The 18,675-nt window shown below is 67.0% G+C and carries 21 protein-coding genes; 16 read left to right on the top strand and 5 right to left on the bottom strand.

Going from position 1 to position 18,675, the window contains the following annotated elements; all coding sequences use genetic code 11:
- The first annotated feature begins 14 nt into the window (after positions 1 to 14).
- The gene (locus tag APY03_RS19840; protein WP_068679325.1) at positions 15 to 1,544 is read left to right on the top strand and encodes a tripartite tricarboxylate transporter permease; all 1,530 of its coding nucleotides are present in this window, start codon (positions 15 to 17) and stop codon (positions 1,542 to 1,544) included.
- Between the two features lie 13 nt (positions 1,545 to 1,557).
- On the top strand, positions 1,558 to 2,394 hold the full coding sequence (locus tag APY03_RS19835) for a cytidylate kinase family protein (protein WP_068679323.1): 837 nt from the start codon (positions 1,558 to 1,560) through the stop codon (positions 2,392 to 2,394).
- Between the two features lies 1 nt (position 2,395).
- On the opposite strand, the gene APY03_RS19830 is transcribed toward APY03_RS19835, so the two are convergent.
- Positions 2,396 to 3,004: a Crp/Fnr family transcriptional regulator gene (locus APY03_RS19830; RefSeq protein ID WP_068679321.1), complete on the bottom strand. Its 609-nt coding sequence runs from the start codon at positions 3,002 to 3,004 to the stop codon at positions 2,396 to 2,398.
- 153 nt (positions 3,005 to 3,157) lie between these two features.
- On the opposite strand from APY03_RS19830, the gene oxc reads away from it, so the two are divergent.
- The 9 genes from oxc (at position 3,158) to APY03_RS19785 (ending at position 12,489) form a co-directional block, all read left to right on the top strand.
- Entirely contained in the window at positions 3,158 to 4,945 is a 1,788-nt protein-coding gene (gene oxc / locus APY03_RS19825; protein ID WP_068679319.1) for an oxalyl-CoA decarboxylase, read from the top strand.
- 25 nt (positions 4,946 to 4,970) lie between these two features.
- Positions 4,971 to 6,230, top strand: coding sequence for a formyl-CoA transferase (gene frc / locus APY03_RS19820; RefSeq protein ID WP_068679317.1), 1,260 nt, complete (start codon positions 4,971 to 4,973; stop codon positions 6,228 to 6,230).
- A 132-nt stretch (positions 6,231 to 6,362) separates the two neighbouring features.
- Positions 6,363 to 6,788, top strand: a complete 426-nt coding sequence (locus APY03_RS19815) for a PAS domain-containing protein (protein WP_068679315.1) — start codon at positions 6,363 to 6,365, stop codon at positions 6,786 to 6,788.
- A 10-nt stretch (positions 6,789 to 6,798) separates the two neighbouring features.
- Positions 6,799 to 8,046: a formyl-CoA transferase gene (gene frc, locus APY03_RS19810; RefSeq protein WP_068679313.1), complete on the top strand. Its 1,248-nt coding sequence runs from the start codon at positions 6,799 to 6,801 to the stop codon at positions 8,044 to 8,046.
- Between the two features lie 184 nt (positions 8,047 to 8,230).
- Entirely contained in the window at positions 8,231 to 8,551 is a 321-nt protein-coding gene (locus APY03_RS19805) for a hypothetical protein (protein ID WP_068679311.1), read from the top strand.
- A 35-nt stretch (positions 8,552 to 8,586) separates the two neighbouring features.
- Entirely contained in the window at positions 8,587 to 9,753 is a 1,167-nt protein-coding gene (gene sucC, locus APY03_RS19800) for an ADP-forming succinate--CoA ligase subunit beta (RefSeq protein ID WP_068679309.1), read from the top strand.
- Position 9,754: 1 nt separating this feature from the next.
- Positions 9,755 to 10,654: a succinate--CoA ligase subunit alpha gene (sucD, locus tag APY03_RS19795; protein ID WP_068679307.1), complete on the top strand. Its 900-nt coding sequence runs from the start codon at positions 9,755 to 9,757 to the stop codon at positions 10,652 to 10,654.
- A gap of 7 nt (positions 10,655 to 10,661) precedes the next feature.
- On the top strand, positions 10,662 to 11,444 hold the full coding sequence (locus tag APY03_RS19790; RefSeq protein ID WP_068679306.1) for a fumarylacetoacetate hydrolase family protein: 783 nt from the start codon (positions 10,662 to 10,664) through the stop codon (positions 11,442 to 11,444).
- Between the two features lie 34 nt (positions 11,445 to 11,478).
- Positions 11,479 to 12,489 (top strand): 2-dehydropantoate 2-reductase, encoded by a 1,011-nt coding sequence (locus tag APY03_RS19785; protein ID WP_068679304.1) that lies wholly within the window; start codon positions 11,479 to 11,481, stop codon positions 12,487 to 12,489.
- A gap of 66 nt (positions 12,490 to 12,555) precedes the next feature.
- Here the strand turns inward: APY03_RS19785 and APY03_RS19780 are convergent, their stop codons facing one another.
- Together APY03_RS19780 and APY03_RS19775 are read right to left on the bottom strand one after the other, a co-directional pair.
- Positions 12,556 to 12,876, bottom strand: a complete 321-nt coding sequence (locus APY03_RS19780; protein WP_068679302.1) for a type II toxin-antitoxin system RelE/ParE family toxin — start codon at positions 12,874 to 12,876, stop codon at positions 12,556 to 12,558.
- Complete coding sequence (locus APY03_RS19775) at positions 12,873 to 13,145, bottom strand: YlcI/YnfO family protein (protein ID WP_068679397.1); 273 nt, start codon at positions 13,143 to 13,145, stop codon at positions 12,873 to 12,875. The genes APY03_RS19780 and APY03_RS19775 overlap by 4 nt, the downstream gene beginning before the upstream one ends.
- A gap of 77 nt (positions 13,146 to 13,222) precedes the next feature.
- Between APY03_RS19775 and APY03_RS19770 the strand changes: the two genes are divergently transcribed.
- Positions 13,223 to 14,152 (top strand): LysR family transcriptional regulator, encoded by a 930-nt coding sequence (locus APY03_RS19770; RefSeq protein WP_068679395.1) that lies wholly within the window; start codon positions 13,223 to 13,225, stop codon positions 14,150 to 14,152.
- A 10-nt stretch (positions 14,153 to 14,162) separates the two neighbouring features.
- On the opposite strand, the gene APY03_RS19765 is transcribed toward APY03_RS19770, so the two are convergent.
- The gene (locus tag APY03_RS19765) at positions 14,163 to 14,402 is read right to left on the bottom strand and encodes a hypothetical protein (RefSeq protein ID WP_068679300.1); all 240 of its coding nucleotides are present in this window, start codon (positions 14,400 to 14,402) and stop codon (positions 14,163 to 14,165) included.
- A 119-nt stretch (positions 14,403 to 14,521) separates the two neighbouring features.
- Here APY03_RS19765 and APY03_RS19760 point away from each other — a divergent pair, with 119 nt between their 5' ends.
- Positions 14,522 to 15,376, top strand: coding sequence for a LysR family transcriptional regulator (locus tag APY03_RS19760; protein WP_068679299.1), 855 nt, complete (start codon positions 14,522 to 14,524; stop codon positions 15,374 to 15,376).
- A gap of 55 nt (positions 15,377 to 15,431) precedes the next feature.
- Here APY03_RS19760 and APY03_RS19755 read toward each other — a convergent pair whose 3' ends face one another.
- Positions 15,432 to 15,719 (bottom strand): hypothetical protein, encoded by a 288-nt coding sequence (locus APY03_RS19755; protein ID WP_068679297.1) that lies wholly within the window; start codon positions 15,717 to 15,719, stop codon positions 15,432 to 15,434.
- Positions 15,720 to 15,844: 125 nt separating this feature from the next.
- Here APY03_RS19755 and ltnD point away from each other — a divergent pair, with 125 nt between their 5' ends.
- From ltnD to APY03_RS19740, 3 genes are read left to right on the top strand one after another with little or no spacing between them, the layout of a single operon-like run.
- Positions 15,845 to 16,753 (top strand): L-threonate dehydrogenase, encoded by a 909-nt coding sequence (ltnD, locus tag APY03_RS19750; protein WP_068679295.1) that lies wholly within the window; start codon positions 15,845 to 15,847, stop codon positions 16,751 to 16,753.
- Positions 16,750 to 18,012: a 3-oxo-tetronate kinase gene (gene otnK, locus APY03_RS19745; protein ID WP_068679293.1), complete on the top strand. Its 1,263-nt coding sequence runs from the start codon at positions 16,750 to 16,752 to the stop codon at positions 18,010 to 18,012. The genes ltnD and otnK overlap by 4 nt, the downstream gene beginning before the upstream one ends.
- Positions 18,009 to 18,671, top strand: coding sequence for a class II aldolase/adducin family protein (locus tag APY03_RS19740; RefSeq protein WP_068679291.1), 663 nt, complete (start codon positions 18,009 to 18,011; stop codon positions 18,669 to 18,671). Before otnK ends, APY03_RS19740 begins: the two co-directional genes overlap by 4 nt.
- Positions 18,672 to 18,675: the final 4 nt, after the last annotated feature.

Below are 18,675 nucleotides of genomic sequence, written 5' to 3'. Positions count from 1 at the left end.
GGAGCGAACCCGAAATGGATGAAATCAGCGCCCTGATGCAGGGCTTCGCCGTGATCCTGACGCCCATGAACATCGTGCTGATGTTCGTCGGGATCATCCTGGGTGTGCTGATCGGCGTGCTGCCCGGCCTGGGCGGCGCCAACGGCGTGGCAATCCTGCTGCCCCTCACCTTCACGATGTCGCCGACCTCGGCGATCATCATGCTGTCGTGCATCTACTGGGGTGCGCTGTTCGGCGGTGCGATCACCTCCGTCCTCTTCAACATCCCCGGCGAACCCTGGTCGGTGGCCACCACCTTCGACGGCTACCCGATGGCCCAGCAGGGCAAGGCGGGCGCGGCGCTCACCACCGCCTTCACCTCCTCCTTCGTCGGGGCTTTCCTGGCAGTGGTGATGATCACCTTCCTCGCGCCGCTGGTGGCCAAGTTCGCGCTCAAGTTCGGTTCGCCCGAGTTCTTCGCGGTCTACCTGCTGACCTTCTGCAGCTTCGTCGGCATGGGGAAGGGCTCGCCCTTCAAGATCCTGGCCTCGATGGCCCTGGGCTTCGCGCTCGCCAGCGTCGGCATGGACACCGTGACCGGCCAGCTGCGCCTGACCTTCGGCCAGCCCGAGCTGATGCGCGGCTTCGACTTCCTGATCGCGGTCATCGGACTGTTCGGCATCGGCGAGATCCTGCTGTCGATGGAGGAGGGGCTCAAGTTCTCCGGCAAGAGCGCCAAGATCGATCCCAAGGTGGTGCTGCAGACCTGGAAGCAGCTGCCGCAGTACTGGGTCACCTCGCTGCGCAGCTCGCTGATCGGCATCTGGATGGGCATCACGCCCGGAGGCGCGACGCCGGCCTCCTTCATGAGCTACGGCCTGGCGAAGAAGATGTCGAAGAAGGGTCCCAAGTTCGGCACCGGCGAGATGGAGGGCGTGGTTGCACCCGAGACCGCGGCGCATGCCGCCGGCACCAGCGCCCTGCTGCCGATGCTGGCGCTGGGCATCCCGGGCTCGCCGACCGCGGCGGTGCTGCTGGGCGGCCTGCTGATCTGGGGCCTGCAGCCGGGCCCGCTGCTCTTCGTCGAGCAGAAGGACTTCGTCTGGGGCCTGATCGCCAGCATGTACCTGGGCAACATCGTCGGCCTGATCGTGGTGCTGAGCACAGTGCCGCTGTTTGCCTCGATCCTGCGTATCCCCTTCTCGATCATCGCGCCAGTGATCATCGTGATCTGCGCGATCGGCGCCTACACCGTGCACAACGCGATGCTCGACATCTGGTTCATGCTCGGCTTCGGCGTGGTCGGATACATCTTCAAGAAACTCGACTTCCCATTGGCGCCGCTGGTGCTGGCCCTGGTGCTCGGCGACAAGGCCGAGGACTCCTTCCGCCAGGCCATGCTGGTCTCGCAGGGCGAGATCGGGATCATGTGGGCGAACCCGCTGGTGGGGAGCATCACCACGCTGGCGTTGACCATGCTCTTCTGGCCGCTGATCTCGAAAGTGCTGGCGATGATCAAGCCAAAAAAAGCTGACGAGTTCGCTGCCGAACGTCCGGTGGACTGATCGAGGAGACCGCATGCCCGTCATCGCCATGACCCAGGAAATGGGTTCCCTTGCCAAGGACGTGTCGCTGCAACTCGCCGACGCGCTCGGACTGGCCGTGATGCGCCATGAAGCCATCGAGCGCGTGGCCGACCGGGCGCAGGTGTCAACCAGCCTGATCGGCCGGCTGCGCGACGGCAAGGCCGGCCTGGTGGAGCGCCTGACCACCGACCGCCGCAGCGTCGCGCTCTACACCGCGGAAGAAGTGTTCTCGCTGGCCGACGGCGGCAACGTGGTGCTGCGCGGCTGGGGCGCAACCTGCCTGCTGCGCCCGGTGCCGCACGTGCTGTGCGTGCGCGTCACGCGTTCGCTCAGGAAGCGCGTCGAATGGCTGATGGCCCACCTCGGCACCGATGATGCCGAGTTCGCCGAGACCGAGATCCGGCGCAGCGACCACGCGCACGCTTCGCGCATGCACGAGCAGTTCGGCGTGACGTGGGGTGACCCGGTGCTCTACGACCTGGTGCTCAACACCGATCGCGTCTCGGTCGAGAGCTGCGTCGAGCTGATCCGCCTGATGACGCAACGCCCGGAATTCGCCGAGACGCCCGAGTCGCGCGCCCTGCTGGCAAACATGGCGCTCGAGGCGCGCGTGCGCGCCGCGCTCAAGGAGCATGCGCAGACGCAGGACATCAGCATCACCATCCAGGCGAATCAGGGCGAAGTGAGGCTGCGCGGCATCGTCCTTGACGCCGAGGAGCGTGAGCAGGCCGAGCACGTGGCCACCGCGGTGCCCGGTGTCTCGGGCGTGACCAACGAACTGAGACTGATGACCGGTACGCGCCGATTCGCCTCGGCCAAGCAGACCTGACTCAGATCTTTCCGCGCTTCTTCAATCGGCTGAGCGTCTCGGCCGACAGATTGAGATAGGAGGCCAGTTCCTTGCTCGGAATCCGATCCACCAGTTCCGGATGCTTGCGCATGAAGCGGTGCACGCGGCCCGGCGCGTCCAGCAGGTGCAGCGTGATGGTGTGCGCCATGATCTCGCTCATTCCGCGCATCACGCTGAACTCGAACAGCTCCTTCGTGTCGGGGTGGCGGTCGAGGAAGGCAATCCACTCCTTCAAGGGCAGGCTGGCCACCCGCGCCTTGGTCACGCACACGATGCCGTACGGCGTCGGCGTACCGAGCCGCAGCGCGGCGTAGCTGGTCTCCATGTCGTGCTCGTCGGCGAAGCGAAGGATCATCTCCTTGCCTGCCGGATTGCTCACCACCCGCTTGAGGATGCCGTCGAGGATGAAGTACTGCTCCATCTCGCGCACGCCCTGGTGCAGCAGGAAGTCGCCCTTGTTGCCGTCCACCACGGCAAGGTGGGACTCCAGCTCGGCGCGGTCGCTCTCGCCCAGGTCCTTGAGAAGGATGTTCTGCCGGAGCTGGGCACGAATGATGTTTTTCTCCGGGTGGTTTTCCAACAGGGTCATGGGTCCCGTCTTGCTCGATGTCGCGACGACCGCCGGTTCATCGAGCCGGTGTCGTTTTCCGGAAAGTTGACCAAGGTCAACGGCTGCAGCTTGGCCTCGAATCATAGTCGTGGCTCGGCCCCCGGCCCTTCATATCCAAGCACAAGGAGAGACATGTCCTCAGTCAGCACCGCCAAACAGGCCGACTCGACCGCCGACGAGCTGGTCGCGCGGACCCTCAAGAACATGACGGACGATGCGCCGGCCCGCGAGACGACCGACGGCTTCCACCTGGTGATCGATGCGCTGAAGCTGAACGACATCGACACCATCTTCGGCCTGCCCGGCATCCCGATCACCGACCTCACGCGCATGGCGCAGGCCGAGGGCATGCGGGTGATCTCCTTTCGCCACGAGCAGCATGCCGGCAACGCCGCCGCCGCCGCCGGCTTCCTGACGCAAAAGCCCGGCATCTGCCTCACGGTGTCGGCGCCCGGCTTCCTCAACGGCCTGACCGCGCTGGCCAACGCAACCACCAACTGCTTCCCGATGATCCTGATCAGCGGCTCCAGCGAGCGCGAGATCGTCGACCTGCAGCAGGGCGACTACGAGGAGATGGACCAGCTCGCGATCGCCAAGCCGCTGTGCAAGGCCGCGTTTCGCGTGCTGCATGCCGAGGACATCGGTGTCGGCATCGCGCGGGCGATCCGCTCGGCCCTCTCGGGCCGCCCGGGCGGCGTGTACCTGGACCTGCCGGCCAAGCTGTTCGCGCAGACGATGGATGCCGAGGCCGGCCGCAAGTCGCTCATCAAGGTGGTCGACCCGGCCCCGCGCCAGATCCCGGCGCCCGACGCGGTGAAGCGCGCGCTCGATCTGCTCAAGGGAGCGAAGAAGCCGCTGATCCTGCTGGGCAAGGGGGCGGCCTATGCGCAGGCGGACGCCGACATCCGCTCGCTGGTCGAGAAGACCGGCATCCCCTACCTGCCGATGTCGATGGCCAAGGGCCTCCTGCCCGACACCCATGCGCAGTCGGCCGCCGCCGCGCGTTCCTACGTGCTGCAGGAAGCCGACGTCGTGATGCTGGTCGGCGCGCGGCTCAACTGGCTGCTGTCCCACGGCAAGGGCAAGACCTGGGGGCAGGACAAGGGCGCCAAGCAGTTCATCCAGATCGACATCGCGCCGACCGAGATCGACAGCAACGTCGCGATCGCTGCGCCCGTGATCGGCGACATCGGCTCCTGCGTGTCGGCGCTGCTCGCGGGCATCGACGGCCAGTGGGCCAAGCCGCCGGCCGACTGGACCGGGGGCATCGCCGAGCGCAAGGACAAGAACCTCTCGAAGATGGCGGCCACGCTGGCCGCGCGCCCATCGCCGATGAACTTCCAGAGCGCGCTCAGCGTGATCCGCGACCAGGTGAAGGCGCGGCCCGATGCGATCGTCGTCAACGAGGGCGCCAACACGCTGGACTTCGCGCGCAGCATCGTCGACATGTACGAGCCGCGCAAGCGCCTCGACGTGGGCACCTGGGGGATCATGGGCATCGGCATGGGCTTTGCCGTCGCCGCGGCCGTGGTCACCGGCAAGCCGGTGATCGCGATCGAGGGCGACAGCGCCTTCGGCTTCAGCGGCATGGAGGTCGAGACCATCTGTCGCTACAACCTGCCGGTCTGCGTCGTCGTCTTCAACAACAACGGCGTCTACCGCGGCACCGACGTGAACGCCAGCGGCACCGCCGACGTGGCGCCGACCGTGTTCGTCAAGGACGCGCGCTACGAGAAGCTGATGGAAGCCTTCGGCGGCGTCGGCGTGCACGCCACCACCGCGGAAGAGCTGCAAAAGGCCCTGAGCGAGGCCATCGCCTGCGGGCGCCCGACCCTGATCAACGCCGTCATCGACGAGACCGCCGGCACCGAGAGCGGCCGCATCACCAGCCTCAACCCGAGCGCGGCGAAGAAGAAGTAATCCAAGGCAACACAGGAGCTATCGCATGAGCAGCAACAAACCCCTCAACGGCATCAAGATCATCGACTTCACCCACGTCCAGGCCGGTCCGGCGTGCACGCAGATGCTGGCCTGGTTCGGGGCCGATGTCATCAAGGTCGAGCGCCCGGGCTCCGGCGACGTCACGCGCACGCAGCTGCGCGACATTCCGGATGTCGACGCGCTGTACTTCACCATGCTCAACAGCAACAAGCGCTCGCTGACGCTGGACACCAAGCAGCAGGAAGGCAAGGTGGTGCTGGAGAAGCTGATCCGCGAATCCGACGTGCTGGTCGAGAACTTCGGCCCCGGCGCGCTCGACCGCATGGGCTTCACCTGGGAGCGCATCCAGGAGCTCAACCCGAAGATGATCGTCGCCTCGGTCAAGGGCTTCAGCGACGGCCACCACTATGACGACCTGAAGGTCTACGAGAACGTCGCGCAGTGCGCCGGCGGTGCGGCATCGACCACCGGCTTCTGGGACGGCCCCCCGACTGTGAGCGCAGCCGCGCTGGGCGACAGCAACACCGGCATGCACCTGGCGATCGGCATCCTCACCGCCATCATCGGCCGCCAGCAGACCGGCAAGGGCCAGCGCGTGGCCTGCGCGATGCAGGACGCGGTGCTGAACCTCTGCCGTGTGAAGATGCGCGACCAGCTGCGCCTGGACCGGCTCGGCTACCTCGAGGAGTACCCGCAGTACCCGCACGGCACCTTCAGCGACGTCGTGCCGCGCGGCGGCAATGCCGGCGGCGGCGGCCAGCCGGGCTGGGTGCTGAAGTGCAAGGGCTGGGAAACCGACCCCAACGCGTATATCTACTTCACGGTGCAGGGCCACGCCTGGGCCCCGATCTGCGACGCCATCGGCAAGCCCGAGTGGAAGACCGACCCCGACTACATGACGGCCAAGGCACGCCAGCCGCACATCACCGCGATCTTCGCGACCATCGAGGACTGGCTGGCCGACAAGACCAAGTTCGAGGCGGTGGACATCCTGCGCAAGTTCGACATCCCCTGCTCGCCGGTGCTCACAATGAAGGAACTGCTGCACGACGAATCGCTGCGCAAGAGCGGATCGATCGTCGAGGTGAAGGGCCACAAGGAACGCGGCAACTATTTCACCGTCGGCAGCCCGATCAAGTTCTCCGACCTGAAGCCGGAGATCACTCCGTCGCCGCTGCTGGGCGAGCACACTGACGAGGTGCTGGCCGAGCTCGGGTACAGCCAGGAGCAGATCATCAACCTGCGCGAAGCGAAGGCAGTGTAATAACGCTCTCCCCCAGGTTGGCCCACTTCGTGTGGCCGCCCACCCCCTCACCGGGGGGCAACACCAGCGGCCCGGCAAAGCCGGTTCCGCGGTGTTCCTGGAACAGGTCCGCTTGAAATCCCGGAGATACGCTTGCAATCAAACATCGATCTGAAGCAACTCGTCGAAGGCGCCGGCGACGCCATCATGGTGTGCGACGCCGAGGGCGCGATCGTGCTCTGGAACCGGGCCGCCGAGCGCATCTTCGGCTTCACCGAAGCCGAGGCGCTGGGTCGTTCGCTCGATTTGATCATCCCGGAGCGCCAGCGCGGGCGGCACTGGGAGGGCTACCAGAAGACCATGGCCACCGGCATCACCAAATACGGCGCCGACCTGCTGCGCGTTCCGGCGCTTCACAAGGAGGGCCGCACGCTGTCGATCGCCTTCACCGTGTCGATGCTGTTTTCCGAGGATCGCAAGGTCACGGGTATCGTCGCGATCGTGCGCGACGAAACGGCCCGCTTCGCCGAGGAGCGCAAGCTGCGCGCCCGTCTGGCAGAAGTCGAAGCGAAGACCTAGGAGACAAACGATGAGCAAGGCCCTCGAAGGCGTCCGCATCCTGGATTTCACCCACGTGCAGTCCGGCCCCACGTGCACCCAATTGCTGGCCTGGTTCGGCGCCGACGTGATCAAGGTCGAGCGCGCGGGCGAGGGCGACGCGACGCGCGGCCAGCTGCGCGACATTCCGGGCGTGGACAGCCTCTACTTCACGATGCTGAACCACAACAAGCGCTCGATCACGCTGGACACCAAGAAGCCCAAGGGCAAGCAGGTGCTCGACACGCTGATCAAGACCTGCGACGTGCTGGTCGAGAACTTCGCGCCCGGCGCACTCGACCGCATGGGCATCACCTGGAGCCATATCCAGGACCTCAACCCGCGCATGATCGTGGCCTCGGTCAAGGGCTTCGGGCCGGGCAAGTACGCCGACTGCAAGGTGTACGAGAACGTCGCCCAGTGCGCCGGCGGCGCGGCGTCGACCACCGGTTTCGAGGACGGCCCGCCGGTCGTCACCGGCGCGCAGATCGGCGACAGCGGGACCGGCCTGCACCTGGCGCTCGGCATCATGGCGGCGCTCTACCAGCGCAACACCACCGGGCGCGGCCAGAAGGTGCTGGCGCCGATGCAGGACGCCGTGCTCAACCTCTGCCGCGTGAAGATGCGCGACCAGCAGCGCCTGGAGCGCACCGGCACCCTGCACGAATACCCGCAGTACCCCGACGGCAAGTTCGGCGACGCGGTGCCGCGCGCCGGCAACGCCTCGGGCGGTGGCCAGCCGGGCTCCATCCTGCGCTGCAAGGGCTGGGAGACCGATCCCAACGCCTACATCTACTTCATCACCCAGGCCGCGGTCTGGCCGGCGGTGTGCAAGGTGATCGGCGAGGAGGGCTGGATCAACGACGAGGCCTACGCCACGCCGGCCGCGCGCCTGCTGCACCTGAAGCCGATCTTCGCGCGCATCGAGCAGTGGACCATGACCAAGGACAAGTTCGAGGCCATGGAGATCCTCAACCAGTACGACATTCCCTGCGGGCCGATCCTCTCCATGAAAGAGATCGCTGCGGACGAATCGCTGCGCGAGAGCGGCACCATCGTCGAGGTCGAGCACCCGACACGGGGGAAGTACCTGACCGTCGGCAATCCCATCAAGCTGTCGGACAGTCCGACCGAGGTGACGCGCTCGCCGCTCTTGGGCGAGCACACCGAGGAAGTGCTGCGGCAGCTGGGCTACGGCACGGACGACCTGGCGATGCTGCGGCAGGAGGGCGTGATCTGAGCAGCGCGGGCTGAGCCTCGGCAGGCCGCGCAAGCGGCTTCTTGCGCGCCCCATCCATAACCTCCAGCAAATGCAATCAATAAAATAGTTTCACTGTTATTTATTGATCAGTACTTCTACATTTTGAACATGCCGTGAATATTCAATCGAGCTGACGACGGCATTCAATTCACAGGAGAAGGTCATGATCAATGATTTGCCAATTCAATACCGGAATGACGAAGTGGAGCGCAATGCCTACAACGCCGCGTTCTATGAATTGGGCTTGCGGTGGCACTGGGACAGCCGGACCTACGAGGCGCTGATGGGCGCGAGCAGGGACCCGGCCGAGCGCATCTGCCACTACTTGCAGACGCACCAGCCGCATTTGCTGAAGTCCTATGACGCGGCTTTTCTTGCCGAGGTCATCCAGCAGAAAAAGGCGCAGCACATACAGCGTTGCGGTGCCTCCGCGTCGAGGTATTTCGACTGGGCGCAGGCGGGCGGCGGCGAGCTCGGCATCTGAATTTTTCGCCCCATGCCCGAATAGTCGCCCCTGCCATGCATATCCACGAATACCAGGGCAAGGAGCTGTTGCGGAAATTCGGCGTAGCCACGCCGCGCGGATTTCCCTGCGGCTCGGTCGACGAGGCGGCGGAGGTGGCCATGCAGCTGGGCGGCGGGACCTGGATCCTCAAGGCCCAGATCCACGCCGGCGGCCGCGGCCCGGGTGGCGGCGTCAAGGTGGCCCGGTCGCTCGCAGAAGTCCGGCAGCACGCCGGCAACCTGCTGGGCATGCGCTTGAGGACGACTCGGACCGGTCCCGAAGGGCGGATCGTCAAGCGCCTGCTGGTCGAGGAGCGCGTCGACATCGGCCGCGAGTTCTACCTGGGCCTGGTGGTGGACCGCGAGGCGCAGCGCGTCGCCATGATGGCCTCGGGCGAGGGCGGCATGGACATCGAGGACGTGGCGGCCCGTTCGCCGGATCGGATCCACAAGCTCTGCATCGATCCGGCCACCGGCCTGAAGCCAGCCGAGGCTGACGCCGTCGCGCGCGGGATCGGCCTGCCGGAAAAGGCGATCCCGCAGGCGCGCGCCCTGATGCAGAGCCTCTACCGGGCCTTCGACGAATGCGATGCCTCGTTGGTCGAGATCAACCCGATGATCCTCACTGGCGACGGCCGCGTGCTGGCGCTCGACGCCAGGTTCGATTTCGATGCGAATGCGCTCTTTCGCCATCCGGAGATCGCCGCGCTGCGCGACCTCGACGAGGAGGACCCGGCCGAGCTCGAGGCCGCGAAGTTCGAGCTCTCCTACATCTCGCTGCCCGGCAACATCGGCTGCCTGGTCAACGGCGCCGGCCTGGCGATGGCGACCATGGACGCCATCCGGCTGTACGGCGGCGCGCCCGCCAACTTCCTGGACGTGGGCGGCGGCGCAACGACGGAGAAAGTGGCCGAGGCCTTCAAGCTGATGCTGCGCAACCCCAGGCTCGCGGCCATCCTGGTCAACATCTTCGGCGGCATCATGAAGTGCGACCTGATCGCGCAAGGCGTGATCACCGCCGCGCGCGAGGCCGGGCTCAAGGTGCCGATGGTCGTTCGCATGAAGGGCACCCGCGAGAAGGAGGGCCGGGCCCTGCTCGCGCAGTCGGGCCTGCCGATCGTCAGCGCCCACGACATGGCGGATGCGGCCGAGCTGGTGGTTGCCGCCGCAAGGAGCCGATGAGATGTCGATCCTCGTGAACAGGAACACCCGCGTGATCACGCAGGGCATCACCGGCAAGACCGCGCGCTTCCACACCGCGGCGTGCCGCGAGTACGGCAACGGCAGGAAGTGCTTCGTTGCCGGCGTGAACCCCCACAAGGCGGGCGAGGCGCTCGACGGCATTCCGGTCTTCGGCACCGTCCGGGAGGCGAAGGAGAGGACCGGCGCGACCGTCTCGGTGATCTACGTGCCGCCGCCCTTCGCGGCCGCCGCGATCGACGAAGCGGTGGAGGCCGGCCTCGACCTGGTCGTCTGCATCACCGAGGGCATCCCGGTGCGCGACATGATCCGCACGCGGCACCGCATGCTCGGCCGCAAGACCCTGCTGCTGGGCCCCAACTGCCCGGGCCTGATCACGCCCGACGAGATCAAGATCGGCATCATGCCGGGCCACATCCACCAGCGCGGCCGCATCGGCGTGGTGTCGCGCTCCGGCACGCTGACCTACGAGGCCGCCAGCCAGCTCGCGGCCTTCGGTATCGGCCAGTCGACGGTGGTCGGCATCGGCGGCGATCCGGTCGGCGGGCTCGCGCACATCGATGTGCTGAAACTCTTCAACGACGACCCGCACACCGACGCCGTGGTCATGGTCGGCGAGATCGGCGGTGACGCCGAGGAGCGCTGCGCACGCTGGATCAAGGACCACATGCGCAAGCCCGTGGTCGGCTTCATCGCCGGCGCCAGCGCGCCGCCCGGCAGGCGCATGGGCCATGCAGGCGCGATCGTCTCCGGCGGACTTGGCACGGCGGAGTCCAAGCTGGCCGTGATGAAGGACTGCGGCATCCACGTCACGCGCAATCCCGCCGACATCGGGAAGCTGCTCGCTTCGCTGGTCGTCCCCGACTACCTTCCCTTCGATTGAGAAAGCCATGCAGCAACCGCAACAACGATGGGTCCGCTTCGAACGCGCCGGCAAGACGGGCTTCGGCACGCTGGAGGGCAAGCATGTGCGCGAGCACCGAGGTGACATGTTCGCTGCGCCCGAGCCGACCGGCAGCGTGTTCGCGCTCGACGGGCTCAGGCTGCTCACGCCCAGCCAACCCAGCAAGGTCATCGCGTTATGGAACAACTTCCATGCGCTCGGCGAGAAGCTCCAGTTGCCGGTGCCGGCCGAACCGCTGTACCTGCTGAAGGCGCCCAACTCCTTCCTCGCCGCCGGCGAGCCCATCCGCAAGCCGCTGTGCGAGGGCAAGGTGGTGTTCGAGGGGGAGCTCGGCATCGTCATCGGCAAGACCTGCACCGCGGTGCAGGAAGCGCAGGCGCTGGAACACGTGTTCGGCTACACGTGCGCCAACGACGTGACGGTGGCCGACATCCTCCACCGCGACGCCTCCTTTGCCCAATGGGCGCGCGCCAAGGGTTTCGACACCTTCTGCCCGATGGGCCCGGCAGTGGCCACTGGCCTGGACCCCGCGTCGCTCACCGTCACCACGCTGCTCGACGGCGCGGCGCGGCAGCACTACCCGATCAGCGACATGCGCTTTTCCGTGCCGCAGCTGGTCAGCCTGATCTCCCTCGACATGACCTTGCATCCCGGCGACGTGATCCTGTGCGGCACCTCGGTCGGTGTCGGCTCGATGAAGCTGGGCAGCCTGGTCGAGGTCGAGATCAACGGCATCGGGAGGCTGAGCAACCGCTTCGGCGACGGCTGAGCTCGCAAGAGATTCAACACTTCAAGGATCGGACATGAAGATTGCAGTGATAGGCGCCGGCGCGATCGGCGGCCTGGTCGGGGCGAAGCTCGCGCTGGCCGGCGAGGACGTCACGTTCATCGTGCGGGGAGCCAACCTCGACGCCATCGCCACGAACGGCATCCGGCTCATCTCGGCCGAGGGCGAGGAGCAGGTCGCGCGCAGCGTGAAGGCGACCGAGCGCTACGAGCAGGCCGGCGCGCAGGACATCGTCGTCCTCGCGATGAAGGCCCACCAGGTCGAAGCGGTGGCGCGCGAAGTGCCGAAGCTCTTCGGCCCGCAGACGGTCGTGGTGCCCATGCAGAACGGCATCCCCTACTGGTACTTCCAGAAGCACGGTGGACCGCTCGAAGGCACGACAGTGAAGAGCGTCGATCCGCACGGCGTGGTTGCCGCCAACATCCCGGCGGAGCGGGTCATCGGCTGCGTGGTCTATCCCGCCTCGGAGCTGGTGGCGCCCGGCGTTGTGAAGCACATCGAAGGCGACCGTTTCCCCGTCGGCGAGCTGGACGGCACCGCGAGCGACCGCGTGAACCGCGTCTCTGCCTGCTTCGGCGAGGCGGGCTTCAAGGCGCCCGTGCTCGACAACATCCGCGCCGAGATCTGGCTCAAGCTCTGGGGCAACCTGACCTTCAATCCGATCAGCAGCCTGTCGCATTCCACGCTGGTCGATATCTGCCAATACCCGCCCTCGCGCGAGCTGGCCGCGGCGATGATGCGCGAGGCCCAGGCCGTCGCCCACAAGCTGGGGATCGAGTTCCGCGTGTCGCTGGAAAAGCGCATCGCCGGCGCCGAGAAGGTGGGCAAGCACAAGACCTCGATGCTGCAGGACGTGGAGGCCGGGCGCGCGCCGGAGATCGATGCGCTGGTTGGCGCGGTGGTGGAGCTGGCGCGGCTCACCGACACCGCCACGCCTCACATCGACACGGTGTACTCGCTGGTCAAGCTGCTCGCGCGGACCATGGAAGACCAGCGCGGGCGGGTTCGTCTCCACGAGATGGCCTGATGGCGTTCGACATGAGACGCACCCGCTGCGCCCTCTTCCCGACGCGTCTACGTTGGCTGCAACTCTTCAGTGGTAGTCGTCTTCGAGCTGATGTCGAACGGCCAGGATGTTGATGGTCGTTCCATCTTCAATCTCGTAGAGGACGACGTATCCAGAGCTGCGAAATGGAATGACCAGTTCCCGCAAGAAAGGGCTTTGGCCAGCCTTCCGAAAGATGAAGGGAGCGCGGCACAGGTGGCCTTCTACCTCTGCCGTGATGGTGTCGATCGCGATTTGCGCAGTGTCGAAATCTTCGGCGGTCTGCGCACGGTGGAGCAAGAAATCGAAGAGACGAAGCAGATCGTCGCGGGCTGTGTCGGTGTAGCGAACCTCGAAGTCACCCTTCATCCAAGCACCTGCTTGCGCCGGGCATCCAGCCTGCGCTGAAGCTCGCCGTGCACAGCCGTCGCAGAGTGGTACACACCGGTGCGCTTGGCGTCCTCGCTCGACTTCAAGCCGCGAGCAAGGAACTCGGCCTGCGCCCGGCGGCGGTGAATGGTCTCGCGCATCGCGGTTTCGATCAGGCTCGTCAGCGTCTCGCCTTCGCGAAGTACGCTCTCGGCCGCCTCGCGCAGTTCGGCCTCGACTCGAAGGGATGGGAAGGTTGCGGTCTTCATGATGGCAATGCGTTGCAAATGCGATTCGATCAGTGTACCTCTACATTCAGGCGCGCTGGCGCGCTTACATTTCCTGGATGAAGCATGCGACCCTGCGCCAGTTGAAGGTCTTCGAGGCGGTCGCGCGGCTGCTGAGCTTCTCGCGCGCGGCCGAAGAGCTCCACCTCACGCAACCGGCCGTCTCCACCCAGATCCGCAAGCTCGAGGAGCATGCCGGCAACGTGCTGTTCGAACAGTTCGGCAAGAAGATCTACCTCACGCCGGCCGGCACCGAGCTGCTCGCGATCAGCCGCGCCATCATCCAGCAGTTCGAGGCGGCCGAGCATGCGATGACGCAGTTCCGCGGCGTCTCGGGCGGCCGGCTCAACGTGGGCGTGATCAGCGCCGGGGACTATTTCTTCCCGCGCCTGCTGGTGGAGTTTGCCGGCCGCCACCGCGGCGTAACGCTGAACTTCACGGTCCACAACCGCGAAGACCTGCTGACCCGCATTGCGGATAACCTCACCGACCTGGCGATCATGGTGCGCCCGCCCACCGGCATGGACACCGTCCACCAGCCCTTCGCGCCGCATCCGTACGTGATCGTCGCGGCCCCGGGCCATCCGATGGTCGGCGCGAGAGACATTCCGTTGGCCAGGCTGATGCGCGAGCCCTTCGTCGTGCGCGAGAAGGGTTCCGACACCTGGCACTCGATGGAGGACGGCTTCGGCGGCGACCTGCGCGGCCTCAACATCGCGATGGAGATCCGCAGCACCGAGACCATCAAGCAGGCGGTGATCGCCGGAATGGGCGTCAGCTTCCTGTCGGCGCATACCATCAGCCAGGAGCTGAAGGCCGGCAGCCTGCGCGTGCTCGACGTGCAGGGCTTTCCGCTGATGCTGAACTGGTACGTGGTGCACCTGCGCACCAAGCGCCTGCCGCCGGTGGCGCAGGCCTTCAAGGACTTCCTGGTGAGCGACGGCGCGTCGCTGATCGCGCAGATCGTGCCGCTCGATCCGACGGCCTGAACGGCATCGTTCAGCGAAGGCCGATGCGCGAGGCGCGCGAGCGCAACCAGGCGGCGCGCGCCGGGTTGCTGGGCTCGACGCGATCCGCCGCGAGCTGCAGGGTGCGCATCTGCTCGACCTCTTCGACCAGTGTGTTCGGGCTGAGCAAGGCCTTGAGAAGTTCACGAGCTTCTGCGGCCGCCGCCCCGAGCAAGCGGGCCCGGGCACCAACGGCGCGACTGGAGTCCGAGGGTCGTTGGAGGATGGACATGGCGAGTTCCTTGGAATGGATGGAGATGCATCGATCTTCGGCTCGCCTTTCCAACAAGTACAACGAGATTTATTGCCAGTTGAATGCAAAAATGATGCATCCAACCAACCGCTGCTTCCGTGGACATCAACCTGGCCCGGACCTTCCTGGAGATCGTCGAGACGCGCAGCTTCCAGCGCGCGGCAGAGCGCCTGCACGTCACGCAGACCTCTGTCAGCGCGCGCGTGCGCACGCTGGAGCAGCTGCTCGGCCGCAAGCTCTTCGTGCGCAACAAGGCGGGCGCCGTGCTCACACCGGCCGGCGAGCAGTTCCTGCCGCACGCGACCACGCTGGTGCAGGTCTGGGCGCGTGCGCGCCACCAGGTGGCTGTGCCGACCGGCAGCCGTGCCGTCATCGCGATGGGCTGCGAGGTCAGCCTGTGGGACCCGCTGCTGCTGCGATGGCTGCTGTGGATGCGCGCCGCCGATCCGGCGCTGGCGCTTCGCACCGAAGTCGGCGAGCCGCCCGACCTGCTCGACAAGGTCGCCGCGGGCGTGCTCGACATCGCCGTCGCCTACGCGCCGCAGCAGCGGCCCGGGCTGCGCGTGGAGCTGCTGATCGAGGAGAAGCTCGTGATGGTCACCACCGCGAAGCGGCCGCGCGTGCCGGAGCCGGCCGACTATGTGTATGTCGACTGGGGGCCGGAGTTCGCGGCGCAGCACGGCCTCGCCTTTCCCGAGCTGTCCAGCGCCGCGGTGATGGCCGGGCTCGGGCCGCTCGGGCGCGAGTACCTGCTGGCGGCCGGCGGCACCGGCTACTTCCGGCTCGACGTGGTGCGCGGGCATCTCGAATCCGGCCAGCTCAAGCGCGTGCCCCGCACTCCGGAGTTCCTGTATCCGGCCTATGCGGTCTATGCAGTGGGTGCCGATGCGTGCATCGTCGAGCCCGCGCTCGAAGGTTTGCGCCGGGTGGCGAGCACGAGCCCTGGTCGATGAGGACGACGTTCCACGCCGGCGGCAGCGACGTGCCGGACCGGGAACGCCTGTGGCTCTAGTGCGCGCCCGGCACGGCCAGGCTTTGCCGTTGCGACTGCAGCAGCGATTCGTAGTACATGCACAGCGGCATGGCGATGAACACCATGCCCGCGACATAGATCACCAGGCTCGTGACGGGGAAGTCCGCTCCGCCCCAATACGGGATGGACGCGAGCGCCGCGCCGAGAGCAATGATGGCGATCACCCCCTCCAGCGCGTAGCGCATCAGGGTGGTCCAGCGCTCGCGCGCGTCGGCACGCGCAAAGCCGTCGCCCAGGTCGCCCTTGTCTCCAACTTTGTCCATGGTTTTCCTTGGTTGAGGCGCTGCCGATTCTTATCATGCGGGTGGGCCGAGGACAAGAGCAGTTGCTAGCATGCGCTTCTGGAGACAACGTCCCAGCCTTCTCTCGACACTCTCTTTGGAATCCCATGAAAAAAGCAGGACTCGTCGGCCTGGGCGCCATGGGCGCGGGCATCGCCGCCACGCTGCGCAGCAAGGGCTACGAAATGCATGTGTGCGATGCGCGTCCCGGCGTCGCCCTCGCCTTTGCAGAGCAGGGTGGCGTGGCCTGGGCCACGCCGGCGGAGGTGGCGGCCCAATGCGAACTGCTCGTGTCGGTCGTGGTCAACGCCGAGCAGACCGAGGCCGTGCTGTTCGGCGGGCAAGGCGCGGCTGCCGCGATGAACCCCGGGAGCGTGTTCGTGATGTGCTCCACCGTGGATCCGAACTGGTCGATGGCACTCGAGGAGCGCCTGGGCACCGCCGGCATCCACTATGTCGACGCGCCGATCTCGGGCGGGGCTGCCAAGGCCGCGAGCGGCCAGATGACGGTGATGAGCTCGGCCAGGCCCGAGGCCTATGCCAGGGCCGACGCGCTGCTCGAGGCCATGGCGGGCAAGGTGTACCGCCTCGGGGACCGCGCCGGCGCCGGCAGCAAGGTGAAGATCATCAACCAGCTGCTGGCCGGCGTGCACATCGCCGCGGCGGCCGAGGCCATGGCGCTTGGCCTGCGGGAGGGCGTGGCGGCCGAGGCGCTGTACGAGGTCATCACGCACAGCGCGGGCAACAGCTGGATGTTCGAGAACCGCATGGCCCATGTCCTCGCCGGCGACTACACGCCAATGTCCGCGGTCGACATCTTCGTCAAGGACCTCGGCCTGGTGCTCGACACGGCGCGGGCCAGCAAGTTTCCGCTGCCGCTGGCCTCCACCGCACACCAGATGTTCATGCAGGCCTCCACAGCGGGCTTTGCCCGGGAGGACGACAGCGCCGTCATCAAGATCTTCCCGGGCATCGAGCTGCCCACGCCATCCAACGCCGACAAGAACAAGCCATGAACCTGCTGCTGGGCTGCATCGCCGACGATTTCACCGGCGCCACCGATCTCGCCAACAACCTTGTGCGCGCCGGCATGCGCGTGGTCCAGGCCATCGGCGTGCCGAGCGCGCCGCTCGCGGCCGATGTGGATGCCGTGGTGGTGGCGCTCAAGTCGCGCACCATCGCACCGGCCGAGGCGGTGGGGCAGTCGCTCGCCGCGTTGCGCTGGCTGCAGGCGCAAGGCGCGCGGCAGATCTATTTCAAGTACTGCTCCACTTTCGACAGCACGCCGCAGGGCAACATCGGCCCGGTCACCGAGGCGCTGATGGAGGCGCTGGGCACCGACTTCACCATCGCGACGCCGGCCTTCCCCGACAACAAGCGCACCGTGTTCAAGGGCTACCTGTTCGCGGGCGAGGTGCTGCTCAACGAGAGCGGCATGCAGAACCATCCGCTCACCCCGATGACCGACCCCAACCTCGTGCGGGTGCTGCAGGCGCAGACGCGCCGCAAGGTGGGGCTGGTCGACCATGCGGTGGTCGCCCGCGGCCCGGATGCAGTTCGCGAGCGCATCGGCGCGCTGCGCGCCGAGGGCGTGGGCATCGCCATCGTCGACGCGGTCTCGAACGAGGACCTGCTGCGGCTCGGCCCGGCCCTGGCGGACATGCCGCTGGTGACCGCGGGTTCGGGCGTGGCGATCGGGCTGCCGGCCAACTTCGGCATCGCGCCTTGCGCGAACGCCGGCGCGCTTCCCGCTGCGGCCGGCCTGCGGGCGGTGGTTTCCGGCAGCTGCTCGCCGGCCACCAACCGGCAGGTGCGCCACTTCATCGGATCAGGCCGGCCGGCGCTGGCGATCGATCCGCTGCGCATCGCCGCCGACGTGGACGTCGCGGCCGAGGCACTGGCCTGGGCGGCGCCCTTGATCGAGGACGGCCCCGTGCTGGTCTATTCGACGGCAGAGGCCGGGGCCGTGCAATCGGTCCAAGGCCGGCTCGGGGTCGAGGAGGCCGGCGCGATGGTGGAGCGCACCATCGCCGCCATCGCCCGCGGGCTCGTCGCGCAGGGCGTGCGGCAGCTGGTGGTGGCGGGCGGCGAGACTTCCGGCGCCTGCGTGCAGGCGCTCGGCATCGAGCAACTGCAGATCGGTGCGCAGATCGATCCCGGCGTCCCCTGGTGCCATGCGCAGGCCGAAGGCGGCGTCGGCCTGCACATCGCGCTCAAGTCCGGCAACTTCGGCACCGACGACTTCTTCACGAAAGCATTTACATTGCTCGGATGACCGAAAGCCAGGCACGCGAAGAGATCTGCCGCATCGGCCGCAGCCTGTTCGAGCGCGGCTACGTGCATGCCACCGCCGGCAACATCAGCGTGCGGCTGGACGACGGCTACCTCATCACCCCGACCGATGCCTGCCTGGGTTTCCTCGACCCTGCAAAGCTCGCCCGGCTGGACGCCGGCCTGAACCAGGCCGGCGGCGACCGCGCCAGCAAGACCATCGCGCTGCACGCCCGCATCCACGCCGCCGCCACGCGCTTCGACCCGGGCACGCGCTACGTGATCCACACCCACAGCACGCACTGCGTCGCGCTTACGCTGGACGCGCCGGGCGAGGAGCTGCTGCCGCCGCTCACGCCCTATTTCGTGATGAAGGTCGGCCACGTGCCGGTGATCCCCTACCACCGTCCCGGCGCGCCCGAAGCGGCCGAGCAGGTGGCACACGCCATCGGGCGCTACGGCGAGCGCGGCACGCCCATCCGCGCGGTGATGCTGGAGCGCCTGGGCCCCAACGTCTGGCACGAGACGCCCGCCGCCGCCATGGCCGTGCTGGAGGAACTCGAGGAGACCGCCCGGCTGTGGCTGCTGAACAAGCAGTCGGCGCAGCCGCTGGCACCGCCACGGATCGACGAGTTGCGCCGTTACTTCGGTGCACGCTGGTAAGAAA

This window comes from Variovorax sp. WDL1 (assembly GCF_001541225.1).
Lineage (GTDB): Bacteria > Pseudomonadota > Gammaproteobacteria > Burkholderiales > Burkholderiaceae_C > Variovorax.
This window is presented reverse-complemented; position numbering and strand designations above follow the sequence as displayed.